Raw genomic sequence first — 17,335 nt, forward strand, 5'->3', positions numbered from 1 at the left:
AACCCCGAACCCCGAACCCCGAACCCCGAACCCCGAACCCCGAACCCCGAACCCCGAACCCCGAACCCCGAACCCCGAACCCCAAATCCCAATCACTTCTTCCGAAATGACTTATCCGGATAGGCCGGGTGTTTTGGCAACACATTCACCGGTTTGGTTCGGATCAGTTCCTGCAGGTGTTGAATCGCCGCTTCGAGCTGGGTGTCCTGGCCCTTGAAAGTTGCGTGCGGCAGGTTATCCACGGTTTCGTCAGGAACCACACCGACGCCTTCGATCAACCAGTCGCCTTCCGGCCCAAACACGCCGAATTCAGCCGCCGAAGCAATCCCGTTATCCACCAGCACGTTGCTTGAGGTCAGCCAGACTTCCCCGCCCCAGGTTCGGGTGCCGATCACTTTGCCCAGGCCCAGCCGTCGGAAGCCTTCGGCAAAGGCTTCGCCGTCAGAGGCCGTCGCTTCGTCACAGAGCACAACCACGTGGCCACGGAAGGCATACTGCATGTTGTGGTAGGTATCTCCCGTTCGTGGCTGCCAGTTAAACCACGCTTTGCGCAGCAATCGTTCCAAAACCCAACTATCAATGTTTCCACCCCGGTTGTGGCGCACATCCACAATCAGCCCCTTGCGATTAAAAATCGGGAAGTAATTTTTGACCCATTCGGCCATGTTGTCGCGCCCCATGGCCCGCAGGTGGATATAGCCAATTTGTCCCTGGCTCAGTTCGTCCACCATCTTGCGGCGGCGGTATTCCCATTCGTCATAGCGGAGATTGGCTTCGGAATTCTGGGAAATTGGCTTCACCACGGCGTCAAATGATTTGCCAGTGCTGGTGGCTTTCACCCGCAGCAGCACATCTTTGCCGGCCTGATTGCGAAGCAGCGCCCCAATGTGCGGCACAGACAACGTCGCCACACCGTTGACCGATTCAATGATGTCGCCTTCGGCGATGGTCAAATCCGGACGCTTTAACGGCGAATACTTTTCCAGGTAATCCGGTTCGCCCTGGAAAATGTGGGCAATCCGGAAGCCACCGGCCTTTTCATCGCGTTCCAGAATGGCTCCGAGTGACCCGCCGCCGATTTGATCAGGTGACTGGCGTGGGTCTCCGTCACGGACAAAAGTGTGGAGGGTTGATAGTTCACCAACCATCTCAAACATCAGGTCACTCAGTTCAGACCGGTCGGTTACACGAGCAACCAGCGGCTGGTATTTTTTGAGCATCCCCGGCCAGTCAACTTTGTGCATTCCGGGGTCATAGAAGTAATCGCGCATCAACCGCCAGCTATCAACAAACATCTGCCGCCATTCTTCGCGTGGATCGAGGTGAACCACAAGCGATTCCACCGGGATTTTCACTTTGCCCAGATCTTTGGGGGCTTCTGAACCGGCATCAAAGACATACATCCCTGAATCAAGCCAGACGAGCAGCTTTTTGCCATCCTGGGAAAGCTCGAAATAGTTCACGTCATTGGAAACGGTCTTGGCCTCAACATCACGGGTTTTGATTTCCACGGCCTGGAGTCTGCGTTTGGGGTCCGGTGAAGCATCGTAGTCGAGGAAAAACAGGAATTTGTCGGAAGCTGACAGCCCGCCATAATTTCCAGCAGGAAGCGGAAGTTCATACACGCGATCCTGAATGCCGTCGAGGTCAATCACCACTGGAGCCGGTTTTTTCTCGCCTTCTTTTTTCGCCTCATCGGTTTTCTTTTCATCTTTGGCTGATTCAGCGACGGCTGAAACCTCGTCGGCTGGCTTAAAGTTGGACCGCAGCCCTTTGGTCAGCGCAATTTGAAAAATTTTGGTCGGTTTGTCGAAGAATGGCTCTGGGGCACGCGGTCCCCAGGGGCTGCCGACGCTCGACACAAACGAGCGATCCGAAAGGAAATACAGCCATTTTCCGTCAGGACTCCAGGCCGGGCTATAGCTTTCGACCCGGTCACTGGTCATCGTGGCCGAGGTACCATCTGCCGGGCGATAGAGCCAGATTTGCGAAACGGTGTTTTCGGCGGCTCGCGAATAGGCCAGCCATTGACTATCCGGCGACCAGTTGAGGTCCCCCAATCCACCTGTGTTTGAGGTTGCGATGAGTTTGGAAACTTTCTTTTCCAGATCCACCACCCAAATCTGATTGTTTTTGTCGGTGTAAGCAATCCATTTGCCATCTGGTGATGGCACACCGTCAAACCGAAAGATCTTTCCATCACGGGTCAGGTTGGCCGGTTCACCAACGCCATTGGCCGGGATTTTCCAGAATTCAAACTCTCCGGTCTGGTCAGACAGCGCAATCACCGAATTTGCATCGCCTGCAAAACGGGCGTTCAGATAGCGAACACCTTCCTGGCGTGTCGCCTCAACAATTCGTCCGGGTTCTGCCGGCAAGACATACACTCTGCCGCGAATCGTGGCCACGACCTTTTCACCTTTGGGCGAAAGGTGGGCCGCCGTCAGGTAATCCATCGGTTTTTTGATCCAGCGTTCACGCATGTGATCAAAATCGGATGACAGCGTAATTGCCACCTCGCGGTCTTTTCCGGCGGCCAGATCAAACACATGCAAATCCGCCCCCAACTGGTACACCACGTTCCCATTGTTCAACGCCGGGGATTTTACATCCCATTCTTTATGAAACGTGTGCTGCTTGAGGTCGCTGCCGTCATCCTTCATTGACCACAGGTTGAGAATGCCGTCGCGATCACTGACAAAATAGAGCCGGCCATTCCACCACATTGGTTCGCGGCTGGTGCCGTCAAAATCAGCCGTGAGCGGTATGGCTTCGGGAGCGCCGTCCACAAATTTCCAGAGCTTTTCAACACTGCCGCCCTTATAGCGTTTGGTGGCACTCCCCTGAAACGGCAAGCGGGTGAAAAACAGCGTCTTCCCGGTTGCGTCATAGCACCCATCACTGGCCTGACTGAGCGGAATCACCTTCTGAACCAGGGTCTGTGGATCCACCACGACCAGTTGCTGATCGGGCAGGGTTGAAAATCGTTGCGTTCGATAGAGTACTTTTCCATCGGGCGTCCACCCCATGACCGAAGTTCGCGCCCCATCATAGGTCAATCGTTTTGGGAGCCCGCCGGCCAGCGGCATGACAAAGACTTCGGTTGGGCCTTCATACTGACCTGAAAAGGCGACCCATTTGCCATCCGGAGAAATTGCCGCCTGGGTTTCGGCGCCCGGATGCGACGTTAACCGCTGAGCCTGTCCACCAGCCTGATTGACCTTCCATAAATCACCTTCGGCGGTGAAAACAATTTCACCACCGGCAAGCGCTGGAAATCGGTAGTACCCAATGTTTGACTGTGCCGTGACCGTCAGCGAACACAGGGCAGCTAAAATCAAAAGTGCCAGAAAACGCATGGTCTCTCCTCATTGATATTTGTTTAGAGTTCCGCCTTCAGGCGGCGCTATTGTTGATGGTTTTTCTATTCTTCAATCATTCTCCGCCTGAAGGCGGGACTCTGAACGTGTGCCAATCATTTCGTAAGTCGAAGCCGCAACCCGACAACTTCCTTGAGTTTCTCAGGTTCGGTCAGATTTCCATCTGGACCCAGTCGGTCAAGCTGACTGTTGGCCAAAACGACATATTCTTTCCCGGCCATCGTCCCGGTTGTTGGAATCACAAAATGCGGGTTCCGGGCTTCAAGAACCTCAGCCCGTTCAACTTGATTCAGTTTGGAATTCAGGTCAAAGCGAATGACTCGATTTGGCTCAAAACTGTTTTGGACGGCAATCAGGCTGCGACCATTGAGCGATAGGCCATCAATCCCGGCCACGGTCACGGTTTCAGGGTGTGTCAGACGGCTGAGCTTTTTGGTCTTCACATCAACCAGGATGATTCCATCATACTGAGCCACAAAGAGTTGCTTCCCATCCGGTGTCAACGCCAGACCGTTGGGATAGATCAACTCAGGCGATTGCACAAACAGTTCCAGTTCACTTTTGCCAGGTCGAATCACATACACCGAGCTGGTTTCACTATCGGTAACAAACGCACCGCCCTGGGAATCCAGCGCCAAATCATTGAGAAAATGGGCCACTGGCTGATTTTTCAGTTCATATTTTTGGAGCAACCTGCCAGTCTTCAGGTCATAGCGAAACACGCCACCATCACCTCCCACTGGTGCATCGCCGCGCTTTTCCCACGCGCTGCACGCCCATAACCAGCGGCGTTTCGGGTCAACCTTGAGACCAATCACCGGCCCCAGGCCATCCTGTCCTGATGGTACAAATTCGGTGACTTTTCCGGCTCGATCAATTCTCAGGATTTTTTGCTTGTAAATACTGCCGACAAAATAGACTTGGTCAACCGGATCCCAGGTAATGCCTTCAGGAATCAGGTCTTTTTCGCCAATAGTAAATTTCACCGACGCCTGGGAAACTGGCTTTCGGTTCTTTTCAAATGCCGCCACAACAGATTGAAATTCTGGATTGGCTTTGAGTGCGGCCAAATCGGCATCCGTTTCGATTGGATACTCAGCCTGCATTCCAGCCAACTGTTTCAAGCGAGCCACGGCCCCAGAGGTATCACCAACCTGCGTTTGCGCCACCGCCAGACGGTACACAAACTGTGGATGACTTGACCCAAGCTGGAGCGCCCGTTCCAGCGCCTTCTGGCAGGTTCGGTAATCTTTTTCCTGTAAGCTCTTACCAGCTATCTGGTAACATTCCATTGTGGTGACAGGCAGTTTATCAGTTTGAAACCCATTGACATATGTAAAATTCGCTCCAATAACCAGCCCCAACATCAGGCTGACCCCGAGACCAAAAGACAAATTTTTCATAGTTTGGACAACAAAGGGAGGCAGGTTGTGCGTGCGACGGTAAACAAACAGAATGAAGAATGAGGTTAGTGGTTAGTACCTGGTCCTTAGTTCTTAGTGCTTGGTGCTTCTTCGAAAGCAGTGATTTCTAACCACTAACCGCATTCTCAATTCTTCATTCTCAATTCTTCATTCTTCATTGGCTGGAATATCAGCCAAAACAGTGCGCAGTGCCGAGAGAAAACGTTCGTTGTCTTCTGGAAAACCAATCCGAGCGCGAATCCCGCTTTGATAGACCGACCCGCTGTAATGTTTGACCTTCACGCCCTGGCGGAAAAGGGCGTTGGCGATCTGTCGCCCATCGCGGCCCGGGAAGAGGCAATACAGAAAATTGGCTTGTGAAGCAAAGGGGTGAACGCCCGGAATGTGCTGGAGGGTCTCATAGAGCCGGTCACGTTCCTCAATCAAGCGCTTCACGTTCCGGAACAACAAAGCCTGGTCTTCAAGTGATGAGCAGGCCGCGGAAATCGCCATGGGTGAAATCGGCCCAGAGAAGGTTGATTCCAACCGGGCAACGATGTCCGGCGAAGCCAGAGCATAGGCAATTTTATATGCCGACATCGCCGCCCATTTGAAACTTCTTAAAATCACCAGATTGGGATGGGATGCCAGGAGTCCAACACAACTTTGGTGTGAAAACTCAAAGTAAGTTTCGTCAATGACCGTCAGTTTTTGGACGTCGAGGATGCGCTGGATGGTTTTTGGAGAGGTGAGCGTGCCGGTTGGATTATTGGGACTTGCGAGAAAGATCATTTTGACTTCGGGCGCCGTTGCGACCGACAGCAGCGATTCCGTCAGTACGCGAAATTGTTTATCGCGCCCGGTATCAAGCACGCTGATACCGTTGGCTTCCGCTTGAAAGCGATGCGTGCCAAGCGAGGGTTCCGGCACCGCAAGGTAGTCACCTTTCCCCATCAAGTTGGTCAACAACAGGGTGAGCAGGTCGTCTTCGCCCGAAGTCACCAGAATCCGCCCGGCATCAACCCCGGTATACTGACTGAGGAGTGCTTTTAAGGTGGTGGTTGACTGATGCAAGGAATGTCCAAACAGCGCCTGAGCAAACGAATCGGCCACCCGAGATGTCGGTGGGTAGACAGTTTCGATTCCGCTCAGATCAAGAACAGTTTCTGGCATCGTGGCGTGCTCGCTTGTGTGTGACAACGTGTGCTTCAGCCAGAAAGAACTGTTCACAAAATTGATTCACCCGAAAACAGCGGCACTTCGGATGGGTAGGTGATTGAAGTGACAGTTTTATTGCCTGAAAGCAGTTCAGATGGGAAGGTGTGTGGACCTGGTGACTTCCCCCCACCAATCACTTGCTGGGATGACAGATGCTGATGAGTCCCCAACACCTGTCATCGGGTACCTTTTCCGGAAAAAAGCTACCCAAAGGTTCACGTTTCAACGGGCCTCAATGTGAGTCGCCCTCCACGCGCCGCAACGGTCAGTCAAACCGCCGTGATCGGTAAAGATCAATTTTTTGTTTATACACAGATTATCTTTTGGAAGCAACACGAACTCAATCAGAACCCTTTCAACGGGGCGCGGCATAAAACCGTTTGAAATTTAAACCAAACACTTTTTCAACTTGAGTTGGGCTCAGTCCCTGTTTGGCCAGTTCCTCAATCAGGACCAGACGCTGTGATAGTTCAGGAGTACTGAGTAAAACCTGATCTTCCCCAATCACTTCCAAAAGGTGAACCAGCCGTTCGACCATGGCTTTTGGCGTGACCGTCTTTTTGCGTTTGTCCGTCTTTTGGTCTCCGTCACGGGGCATCACCACCACCAGATGACCAGCTTCAGCCAGGGCGTTGAGTTCGTCATCCGAAAGATTAGAGTCGGCAACCAGGACTGGATGTTTGAGCAATGGGAACAGCTTTTGGCGGCGCTTTCCGTCCAGTTCGCCAACCAACACCAACAACCCAGGTGATTGGATCGCTTCTATCAAGGCTGGACTGCCATCTACCAGAAGTCGGGCGCTTTTCTCATTCACAATCACCAGTTGCAACCCATTGCTCATCAATTCAGTGATGGTCTCAACCGGCGACTGCTCACTGAGCCAGTCCAGAGAATCCAGCCCAATCCACACGCCAAGCTGATTGTCAGCCGCCAGATTCTGACCTTCAGGGCCATATTCCAGATCGGCCAGATCACGCACCGGTCGCAGGCGGCTCCGCTGATCAAACAGGTTCTCACGCAGTTCCAACAGCTCTTTGATAAATTGCTGCCGCTTTTCAGCCGCGTTCAATTTGCGGGCATCACCGCCACCAGGAATATAGGTAATGATATCAGTTAGATAGTCACGGCGTACTGATGCCGCCCGCTGATAAAATTCAGTCGGACTAATCGGAACAAAGTCGGTCACCGTCGCCCGATATGCCGCGTCCAGATGTTGACTCCAGGCCATGACCAGCGGTTCAGCGGGATTTGACGCCAGATATCCAAGAATGCGCGTCAACAACCCCGTGTACACCCGCAGGCTTTCAAGCCGAAGCCGGTCAGGGGTGTCCTCAGTCGGATACAATACTTTTTGGAGCGCACGGCCCGCACGTTCCGAAGGATCCTTGAATCGGTACATCGGGACCCCCGCCGGCCAGGCAGCCTGTTCAATCGAGTAACTGCCCGGTACCAACAAGGCATTGAGTTCAGGTAACCCGCTCCGCAATTTCAGGAAGAGTTCCGGATAGAGCGCAATATTCTCCAGTGCAATGCGATTCGGCGTGTTTAATCCAATCCGATCAAACACAAAAATACCTGCAACCTGTTTCCACGGTGTCACGGGATGGGCCAGAAAATGAGCCAGTCCAGGTGACACGGCCTCTGGTGAAAACCGGTTGAATTCTCCACCATAAGCAACAAACAGGATGGAGCGCGCCGGTTTGGCACTGGCCAGCAGCCGGGCGGTTTCCAGCAAGGCGGCCACCCCAGCGGCATTGTCATTCGCCCCCGGACACAATTTTCCTTCGGCATCCACCCCCTGTCCGTCACGATAGGTCACCAGCACAAGCGTTTCCTCACGCAACTGAGGATCACTGCCAGGCAACAGCGCCACCACGTTTGAACTGGTGGCGACCGGCACCGCCTCGGCCCGTAAATCGAGCTGCACGGTCATCCCGGTTGGTCCCGAAACTGGTTTGGCTGCCTGCAGAGCCGCTTGAATCTGCTGGATGGAGCCTCGTGATGCCAGCAACTCATCACGAACCGAATTCCGAATCGCCATCACCACCATTCCCGTGGTGCTTTCAGTCGAAGACAACGCCACCAGCGGCGCACTATTTGGATCAACCACCGGGTACCCAGAGGCTGGATAGGCCAGCAAGCAAGCCCGGGCGCCTCGTTTTTTGGCCGTAAGAATCGCAGGTTCAGTGCGGGTTCTCCCTGCCGGAAGCGGACCATCGCCCAGCAAAATCAACGCGGTTTTGTCGCGGACATCAACTCCGGCATAGTCATCCAGGTTGAGTTCGGGCTCTGACAACCCATGGCCGACAAAAACCACTGGTGCCGTGACACTTCCCTGCCCGGAACGCGGCACGGGCCGGAAATCACGTCCGGTAAAACTATTGCTCCATTCACAGGTGTAGGATTTCTTGACCGTACCTTTATCAAGTTGACTCATGGCAGTCACTGGAACCGGCTGCCAGGATTCAAATTGAAAACTTTGAAAAAAGGTGTTGTTGTCACCAACCGGCACCAGGCCCGCCCGGCGGAATTGTTCGGCAATGTAGGTAGCTGCCGTCCGGTCACCCGTCGTCCCCGCCCGTCGTCCTTCCATCACCGGCATGGTCAGAACTCGCACATGTTCCCGAAGGTGGGTATCGGTTATGACCGGTAACCCGCTTCCCGCCGTCATCCCTTTTACCTGGCCCACTGCCGGATCCTGCGGTTGAGCCAGCGCGACCAGCCCCTGTGTGATCAACACTACTCCGGTCAGGAAACACCCGGCGAATCTCTTCGGCCATTGCTGGTTATTTTTTCGTGGCATGAGCATCCAAAACAAGCTGCAGAATCTGAATTTTCCCCAACCATATCAGGATTTTCCCCGAACCTGAAGAATATCGGGCTGAAGACATTGGGCTGAAGACGTCGGATTGAAGAAGTCGGGCTGAAGACGTCTTCAGTCCGACTTCTTCAGCCCGTCCTCATCACCCACTTGCCGTTGACTTTCACAAAGTGTTATATCTTCTCTTTACCCCTTCCTCAGGAAAAGTCAGTTGCCAGGGTTTTCGGAGTTTTCTATCACAACATCTGCAGGTAAATCATGATCCTCAACATTTGGTTTTCAGGGGACGACAACCCAGTTCAAGTTCGCCTCGACACCGAAGTCGAACACGTTGATGCACTTGGGATGATGTTGTCTAAGGCCCGATGGATTGCGGTTGATGGCGGTCGCCTCATCAACCTTGATCGTGTGTGTATTATCCAACTTGTGCCGACTGATCCTCCATCTGAAGTTTAGCCAAGGTTTCTTTTCCCATTCATATTGTTTGCTCCGGTGAGTTTTTGTCCACATTTCCAATGGGCAACCCACCCTAGCCCTTTCCACCCTTTTCAGGCTAAGTGTCTCAATTCGGAGAAGTTGTTTTATGCTGTTCAAGTCAAAAAAATCGAACAAGACCATGTTGCAATATGCAACCCTGACCGGAACGGTCACTGGTCCCAGTGAAATCACCGTTGACGGTAAAACCTATACCCTGTACACCACCCCACTGCATCTGGCGCACGAATCCAAACCGCTTGATGTCAGTGCCCAGATGGGGAAAACCATCAAAGTCTCAGGCGGCACTGGTGCCACGGCCATTTACGAAGCCAAGATTGTCGAATAGATCAATGACCAGGTGACCAGGTGACCTAATGACAACTGACAAGGTGACCAGAGAACAAAAGATCCGATAATTCACCCTGTCACCTTGTCACCTTGTCACCCTGTCACCCTGTCACCTTGTCACCCTGTCACCTTGTCACCCTATAAGTGCCAGGATAAGGATTTTAGGCCCGAAGGGTCGTTGTGTAATAGCTGTGGGCGAAGCCCACGATGGCAACCAGGACAAAACCCAGGCCCGCAATGTCAGTTGATCAGCCTTTCACAAGTCGGGAGCGAGCAAAGGGGATGAAATTATTTCTTGATGGACCAGTTGGCAAACTGGAAGCCATTTTTGAAACGGCTGGCGCCCCAGTTGGTTTGAAAGCACTGGTGTGCCACCCGCACCCGGTCCATGGCGGGACGATGCACAACCGCGTTGTGGTGCGGATTGCGCGGGCCCTACTGGCGGTCGGAGTTGACGTGCTGCGGATCAATTTTCGGGGCACTGGTGACAGCGAGGGCAGTTACGATGCCGGTGTCGGCGAATTGCATGATGCACTGGCGGCGATTCACTTTCTCGAACAACAACGTCCCGGAACGCCGCTGATTGTCGGTGGCTTTTCGTTTGGCTCCTGGGTGAGTTTTCGGGCTGGACTGCAGGTGCCGCAAACCTGCGGGCTGCTGGCGGCTGGACTTCCCATTCGGCACTACGATTTTGATTTTGTCAGTCGTTCCCCTCTCCCCAAATGGGTGATTCAGGGCGAATTCGATGAGTTTGGAAATTCCCGGCAGGCAGCCGCCGTGGTGAAAACATTTGCGGATCCCAAAGGCTTTAGCTTTGTCCCTGAAGCCGACCACTATTTTAGCGATCATATTGACCTGTTTTCTGCCCGACTGACCGAGGCAACCGCCTGGCTGCGAACTCAGGTCTTGCCAGAAGTCACACGGTAGCGTATAGTTACGGGTTTTCCCGAGCGACCCGGAATCGCTCTCTTTCATCTGCACTTTTTCTTTCCCGCTTCGTGGTGTGAAATTTTTTGAGGGTATTGGCATGACCAGTCTTGTTGCTGCATTTTTGGCCAGGGTATCACCCCTGGTTTTTTTCATGGCGTCGGGGATGGCGCCTGACCGCTGGCAGAAATTTTCCGAGTCGGGCAACATCAGCTATCTCTACACGCTCGATACATTTGACCTGACCATCATTTTCCTGTACTTCGGGTTGCTGGCAATTCTTTCAATTTACGGGATTTATCGAATTCGGATGACCTACCTGTACTGGCGATACCGGGATCACTCGCCCAAACCTCCGCGCCTGTACAGCGAAGAGGAGCTTCCGAAAGTGACGATTCAGCTTCCGCTCTTTAATGAAATGTATGTCGTTGAGCGATTGCTTGAATCCGTCGTTCAGATGGATTACCCGCGCGAAAAACTTGAGATCCAGGTGCTCGACGACTCAACCGACGAAACCCAGCACATTGCCGCGGCTGCCGTCAAACGCCACGCTGAAGCCGGTCACAATATCGTCTACATTCACCGTGACAACCGTGAAGGCTTTAAAGCCGGCGCCCTCGAAGCCGGCCTCAAAGTGGCTTCGGGCGAACTGGTCGCCATTTTCGACGCTGATTTTCGCCCACGTCCGGATTGCATCCGCAAAATGGTGCATTACTTCACCGAGGAAAAAGTTGGGGTGGTGCAGTTCCGCTGGAGCCATATCAACGCCGATTACAACATCCTGACCCGCATCCAGAGCGTGCTGCTTGATGGGCATTTTGTGATTGAGCACACCTCGCGGAACCGGTCCGGCGGCTTTTTCAACTTTAACGGCACCGCCGGCATGTGGCGGCGGCAGGCCATTGAATGGTCCGGCGGCTGGCAACACGACACGCTGACCGAAGACACCGATCTGAGCTATCGTGCCCAAATGCTCGGCTGGAAATTTGTCTATGTGATGGATGAAGACGTTCCGGCTGAACTTCCGGTTGAAATCAATGCCTTCAAAGCCCAACAGCGGCGCTGGGCCAAGGGTCTGACCCAGGTGGCGTTCAAAATGTTTAAGCGCACCCTGCAATCCGACCTCCCGTGGCACGTCCGGATTGAGATGTTTTTCCATTTGACGAGCAATCTTTCATACCCCCTGATGATTGTGTTTAATCTGCTGCACTTCCCGATTTTGATCGTGCGGTATAACCAGGGGCTGTTCCAGATGATGTTGCTCGACATTCCGTTCCTGCTGCTCTCGACATTTTCGGTGACCTCGTTTTACTACATCTCGCTCAAGGAATTGCACGGGAAAAAAGGTACCAAATGGTGGATGATCTATCTGGTGATGGCCACCGGTGTCGGGCTTTCGCTCAGCAATGCCAAAGCCGTCATGGAAGCGGTCTTTGGGATTCAATCCAGTTTTGTCCGCACACCCAAATATGCGATTGAAACCGCCAAAGATAGCTGGCAAAACAAGAAGTACCGCCGCAACCGCGGCTGGCTCCCTTACTTTGAATTGGGAATGGCACTCTATTTCGTGCTGACAATGGCCTATGCGGCCTATAGCCATATTTTTGGAGTACTGCCCTTCCTCTCAATTTTTGCGGTTGGTTATGGCTATGTTGGGATTCTATCGTTCTTCCAGGGTGCCAGCCTGAAAGCGAAAACCCCAACCCCATCAGAACCGCAATTGAGCCCGGCACCGCAACAATGACATAATGACAGGGTGACAAGGTGACTAATTGACAAGGTGACAGGGTGACTAATTGACAAGGTGACAATTGACAAGGTGACACTATGACAGGTCGCGGTATAACACATTTTCATTTCGTTACTTTATCATCTTGTCATTCTGTCACCTTGTCACCCTGTCACCTTGTCACCCCGTCACCTGGTCACCCCGTCACCTGGTCACCTTGTCACCTGGTCACCCTCTCACCCTGTCACCCTGTCACCTGGTCACTCTTTCCCCTTGACGATTGAGCCTGGAGCAATTCATTCTCCAACAGCCAGCTTTGTTTCGATCCACCCGTTTGATTTTGTCCGCACAACCTATTTATCCAGAGCGCACGATGGTGTTGATCTCCCACCTTTTGGCTGAATCAAACCGACTTTCTGAGCTCCACCGTCTCAACATCCTCAATACCCCGCGTGAAACGGTATTTGACCGGGTGGTGGCGGTGGCGGTTCAGCATTTTTGCGTACCGATGGCCTGGCTTGGGTTTATTGATGAAACACGCGTCTGGCTTAAAGCCCAGGCTGGTCTCAACACCACCCATCTTCCACTGGATCCTGGGTTATGTGTGTCGGCACTCCACGCTGACTCCCCCACCTATTTCATCAGCGACACCTTCAAATCTTCCACAGCAGCGGAGCATCCGCTGGTGCTCCATCATCCAGGCGTACGCTTTTACCTGGCGGCACCGCTCATCACACCTGAAGGCCACCGAATTGGGGTGCTGGCGGTGGCTGACACCCGCCCCCGCGAAGTATCCGAGGCAGACCGGGAATTTCTCTCCATGCTGGCCAACCTGGTCCTGGATCAACTCCAACTGCGGCAGGCGGCAATCCAGGCTAAAATCTCAAAACGATTGGACCCATGCGATTCCCAGGAACACGAAGAATGGTTCCGGTCAGTGGTTGAAAACACGCTTGACCTGATCACAATTCTGGACGCCACCGGGGTGATTCGGTATGAAAGTCCGGCCATTAAGTGGATGCTGGGGTACTCACCCGAAGAAGTGACCGGCCACAGCATTTTTGAGTTTATCCATGCGGAAGACCTCCCCGGAGTCCAGCAGGCGTTTGCCAATGCCGTCCAGCGCAACATTTCAGACCAGGTTATTGAATTTCGCATCTCCCGATGTGACGGGTCCTGGCGGTACGTCGAGACGCGTGGCAGCCGCCTGCTCAGTGAAAACAAACAGGTTATCGGCATGGTCGTTATTTCGCGCGACGTGACCGAGCGCAAACGGACCGACCAGATTCTGCAAGAAACCAATGCCCTGCTCAAAGCCCAGCTTGATGCCACGACGTCGGGAGTCATCGGGGTTGACTCACAGGGAAAAGTCATCCTCTGCAATCGTCGGTTTTTGGAAATGTGGGAACTTGATGAACTTCCCAACGCGACTGAAGACAAACGGGTCGAACAGCTTTACACTGAAGGAAAATTGCTGGAGCCGGAAGCGTTTCAAGCCACGGTTGATCACCTCCATGCCCACCCGGAAGAAGAGCGGCACACTACCGAGGAACTCGCCCTGACCAATGGTCGAGTTCTGGCCTGGAGTACCCAACCGATTCGCCTGAACTGCGGCACGATTGTCGGACGGGCGTGGGATTTCACCGACATCACCGACCAGAAGGAAACCCAAAAAGCGCTCCACAAGGCCAAAGAAGCGGCTGAAGCTTCGGTGCGGGCCAAATCTGAGTTTCTGGCCAATATGAGCCACGAAATCCGCACCCCGATGAACGGCATTATCGGTATGACCGGGCTGTTGCTCGACACGAATTTAGAACCGGAACAATACGAATACCTGGACATCATTCAACAATCGGGCGAAGCACTGCTCACCATCATCAATGACATTCTGGATTTTTCGAAGATCGAAGCCGATAAGCTCGAACTTGAAAAAATCAACTTTGATCTCCGCCGAACGATTGAAGGCGTCGTCGAACTCTTTGCCGAATCCGCTCGCCGCAAAGACCTGGAACTGGTGTGTTTCATTCCCCACGATGTTCCAGGGGCGGTGCATGGTGATCCAGGCCGGTTGCGCCAGATCCTGATCAATCTGGTGGGCAACGCGATCAAATTTACCGAACAGGGTGAAGTCGTGCTCCGGGTTGCACTTTCGGAAGACCATTCAAACCAGGTCGTGCTCCGATTTGACGTGACTGACACCGGTATCGGCATTACACCTGAAGCTCAAAAACGACTGTTTCAATCGTTTTCTCAAGCCGAACTTTCCACCACGCGCAAATATGGTGGGACAGGGCTCGGGCTGGCAATTTGTAAAAAACTGGTTGAGTTGATGGATGGTGAAATCAGCGTCGAAAGCGAAAAAGGAAAAGGGTCAACCTTCTGGTTTACGATTCGGCTCGGAAAACAACCGGCTCAGCATCAGGTAACGGTCACCAATCCGGTTTCCCTCGAAGGACTGCGTGTGCTGGTGGTTGACGACAACGCGGCCAGCCGGACCATGCTCCGACACCAATTGACGTCGTGGAAAATGCTGGTGGCTGAAGCTGAAAAGGGCCCGCAGGCGCTGGAACTGTTACGAACCGCAGTCACGGCCCAATCACCATATGATCTGGCGATCCTCGACTGGATGATGCCCGGCATGGATGGCTATGAACTGGCCTATGCGATCAAATCCGACCCGGCGCTGGCCGCCGTCCCACTGATCCTGTTAACGGCCTTTGGTCAACGAAACAGCAGCCAGGCGGCGAATCAGGCCGCTGGAATTTCAGCCTACCTGACCAAACCTGCCCGACAATCTCAATTGTTTGATTGTCTGCTGACGGTCTTCGGAGGGTCGTCTGAAACGGCAACCGTCTCATCAACGGGTGAAACCCGCTTTTCATCATCAACCTCTCTATCAGTAGCGACTGAAACGATTCAAAAACAGGAAGCCCGCTTCTCGTGCAAGGAGCCGATTCTGGTGGCGGAGGATAACATTGCCAATCAAAAGCTGGCGGTGCGGCGACTTGAAAAATTGGGAGTGCGGGCGGATGTGGCCGGAACGGGCATGGAAGTCCTGGAGGCCCTGCAGCGAAGCCACTATGCCCTGATTTTAATGGACTGTCAGATGCCGGAAATGGACGGATTTGAAGCTACCGCCGAGATTCGAAGACTTGAAAAAAGTGGCGGCCTGCCGGTGTTTGCCCAAACCGCAACGTTGTTTTCCGGGGCTGAACCGCTGAAGTCGCCATATAGCCACATTCCGATCATCGCACTCACCGCCAGTGCCATGCAGGGGGAACGGGAGAAATGTCTTGAAGCTGGAATGGACGATTACCTCTCAAAGCCTTTTAAATTAGAGGAACTCGAAACCATTTTGATGCGCTGGCTTCCCAAAGCCGGAAACACCATGGAGTTGCCGGCATCACCATTTGTGGAGGAAACCCAGCCATTAACCTCAGCCCCCCCTTTCACTTCGGTGGATACGCTTCCCGCCGCTGAACCAACCTCCATTGCCGAGGCCACAACCGTGGACACAACTGAAGTATCACTCCTCGATGAATTGATTGAGGAACTGGGGCTGGATGCCGTCAGTAACCTGATGGTGTTGTTTTTGACCAACACCGAAAACCGATTGCGGGCACTGGAGCAGGCGGTGCTTCAAAACGATCTGTCCGCCGTTGCCAAAGTGGCCCATAGTATCAAAGGAAGTTGCGGCAGCTTTGGTGCCAACCGAATGATGGATTTATGCAAACAAATCGAACTGCACGGGAAAAGCGGCGATTTGAGCAGCGTGCCCTCCTTGCTGACCGAACTCAATCGGGAATTTGTACTGGTTCGTCGAGTGATGCAACACCGATTGGGAAATGAAGAATGAAGAATGTCTCTGCTTCTACCGGATTTTGTGTTGGAGACAAATCAGAAGAACCAATCAGTCAGTACCACCCGCGTCAGTGGGTAGGCATGGCTGCTTCTAACCCCACCCGCTCACGCGGGTGGTACTGACAAGTTCTTTATTTCCAACGTTGACCTGGCATAACACAAATCCGGTAGAAGCAGCATTATCTCAGTCCAAGCTCGTTTTCTTCAGTCTTCTTCTTTTGTAACCGTGTGATTTGCCAACCGGAGAGCACACTTCAAATAAAAAAAGTTTCATTCACCTGCTGAAGAAAAACAGAAAGCTCCTGAAAAAAGCTTGACAATTGAGGGGAGGGGCACCTTATTGTGTGGCAAGCAGGTTTTATTTTGGCCATCTGCACTTCGCCGGGTTTTATGCTCAGGCAAACCAACACGCTTTGCCGGTTGGGTATTCTTCAGTCATCAAGGAACACTTCCTCAAGCCAGACTTCACTTTCAGATGAATACAGTTGAGAGTTCCGCCTTCAGGCGGTCGGTTTTTCTTTTGCCATTCTCGAAACTGTCGGAAATTGCTTGTCGTGCCCGGCTGAAGATCGGGCGTAGATGAGTTCACCAACGTTGAAGTCTACTGGAAACAATGGTTTATGGGTCGAACACTCTTCCGAATCACCATGGTTGCGGTGTGCGCCGCTCTCAGTTTATCCCGGCGGCTCGCTGTGCTGGTTGCCACACCGAAGCCCATGCCCAGTGGAGCGAGTCGGCGCACCGCAATTCCTTCCGCGAACCGTTCTATCAGACCAATGTCAAGCATCTGATTCGTGACCGAAAGATCGCCGTCACCCGCCACTGTGAAAGCTGTCATAACCCGGCGGCCCTGTTTTCCGGAGCACTGTCTGAAAAAGCAACCTTTGCCCGTCCGTTTGACGAAGAAGGGGTGACGTGTTCGGTCTGTCACAGTATTGTCTCGACCAACACAACCGGGATTGGAAGCTATGTGATTGACAAACCAGCGTTGCTTGAAACCGCTGATGGAGCACGACTGGCTGACGTCACCGACCGCGAAATCTTGGAGGACATTCCTTCGCACCGCCGGGCAATGATGCGCCCACTCCTGAAAACCCCTGAATTTTGCGCCGCCTGCCACAAAGCGGCGGTTGTGCCTGAACTCAACCAGCGGAAGTGGCTGCGCTCATTC

The 17,335-nt window shown here is 53.2% G+C and carries 10 protein-coding genes; 6 read left to right on the plus strand and 4 right to left on the minus strand.

What is annotated here, in order from left to right:
- Positions 1-92: 92 nt before the first annotated feature.
- The 4 genes from HY774_22090 to HY774_22105 all read right to left on the minus strand — a co-directional run bounded on the left by HY774_22090 (position 93) and on the right by HY774_22105 (position 8,804).
- On the minus strand, positions 93-3,359 hold the full coding sequence (locus HY774_22090; protein MBI4751178.1) for a PD40 domain-containing protein: 3,267 nt from the start codon (positions 3,357-3,359) through the stop codon (positions 93-95).
- Between the two features lie 116 nt (positions 3,360-3,475).
- The gene (locus HY774_22095) at positions 3,476-4,783 is read right to left on the minus strand and encodes an SMP-30/gluconolactonase/LRE family protein (GenBank protein MBI4751179.1); all 1,308 of its coding nucleotides are present in this window, start codon (positions 4,781-4,783) and stop codon (positions 3,476-3,478) included.
- A 168-nt stretch (positions 4,784-4,951) separates the two neighbouring features.
- A complete protein-coding gene (locus tag HY774_22100) occupies positions 4,952-5,956 on the minus strand; it encodes a histidinol-phosphate aminotransferase family protein (protein MBI4751180.1) in 1,005 nt (334 codons plus the stop codon).
- A gap of 400 nt (positions 5,957-6,356) precedes the next feature.
- A complete protein-coding gene (locus HY774_22105) occupies positions 6,357-8,804 on the minus strand; it encodes a M28 family peptidase (GenBank protein MBI4751181.1) in 2,448 nt (815 codons plus the stop codon).
- 276 nt (positions 8,805-9,080) lie between these two features.
- Here HY774_22105 and HY774_22110 point away from each other — a divergent pair, with 276 nt between their 5' ends.
- The 6 genes from HY774_22110 to HY774_22135 all read left to right on the plus strand — a co-directional run.
- Entirely contained in the window at positions 9,081-9,278 is a 198-nt protein-coding gene (locus HY774_22110) for a hypothetical protein (GenBank protein ID MBI4751182.1), read from the plus strand.
- A gap of 127 nt (positions 9,279-9,405) precedes the next feature.
- A complete protein-coding gene (locus HY774_22115; GenBank protein MBI4751183.1) occupies positions 9,406-9,645 on the plus strand; it encodes a hypothetical protein in 240 nt (79 codons plus the stop codon).
- A gap of 284 nt (positions 9,646-9,929) precedes the next feature.
- Positions 9,930-10,574, plus strand: a complete 645-nt coding sequence (locus tag HY774_22120) for an alpha/beta fold hydrolase (protein MBI4751184.1) — start codon at positions 9,930-9,932, stop codon at positions 10,572-10,574.
- A 166-nt stretch (positions 10,575-10,740) separates the two neighbouring features.
- Complete coding sequence (locus HY774_22125) at positions 10,741-12,318, plus strand: glycosyltransferase (GenBank protein ID MBI4751185.1); 1,578 nt, start codon at positions 10,741-10,743, stop codon at positions 12,316-12,318.
- A gap of 325 nt (positions 12,319-12,643) precedes the next feature.
- A complete protein-coding gene (locus HY774_22130; protein MBI4751186.1) occupies positions 12,644-16,159 on the plus strand; it encodes a response regulator in 3,516 nt (1,171 codons plus the stop codon).
- 663 nt (positions 16,160-16,822) lie between these two features.
- Positions 16,823-17,335, plus strand: a 513-nt coding sequence (locus HY774_22135; protein MBI4751187.1) for a hypothetical protein, incomplete at its 3' end; no start/stop codon positions are given.

The organism is Acidobacteriota bacterium (genome assembly GCA_016208495.1).
Taxonomy (GTDB): domain Bacteria; phylum Acidobacteriota; class Blastocatellia; order Chloracidobacteriales; family Chloracidobacteriaceae; genus JACQXX01.

Coding starts and splice junctions, on each gene's coding strand:
- HY774_22095 (MBI4751179.1), bottom strand. CDS start 4,783: ATGAAAAATTTGTCTTTTGGTCTCGGGGTCAGCCTGATGTTGGGGCTG.
- HY774_22100 (MBI4751180.1), bottom strand. CDS start 5,956: ATGCCAGAAACTGTTCTTGATCTGAGCGGAATCGAAACTGTCTACCCA.
- HY774_22105 (MBI4751181.1), bottom strand. CDS start 8,804: ATGCCACGAAAAAATAACCAGCAATGGCCGAAGAGATTCGCCGGGTGT.
- HY774_22115 (MBI4751183.1), top strand. CDS start 9,406: ATGCTGTTCAAGTCAAAAAAATCGAACAAGACCATGTTGCAATATGCA.
- HY774_22110 (MBI4751182.1), top strand. CDS start 9,081: ATGATCCTCAACATTTGGTTTTCAGGGGACGACAACCCAGTTCAAGTT.
- HY774_22125 (MBI4751185.1), top strand. CDS start 10,741: ATGGCGCCTGACCGCTGGCAGAAATTTTCCGAGTCGGGCAACATCAGC.
- HY774_22090 (MBI4751178.1), bottom strand. CDS start 3,359: ATGCGTTTTCTGGCACTTTTGATTTTAGCTGCCCTGTGTTCGCTGACG.
- HY774_22120 (MBI4751184.1), top strand. CDS start 9,930: ATGAAATTATTTCTTGATGGACCAGTTGGCAAACTGGAAGCCATTTTT.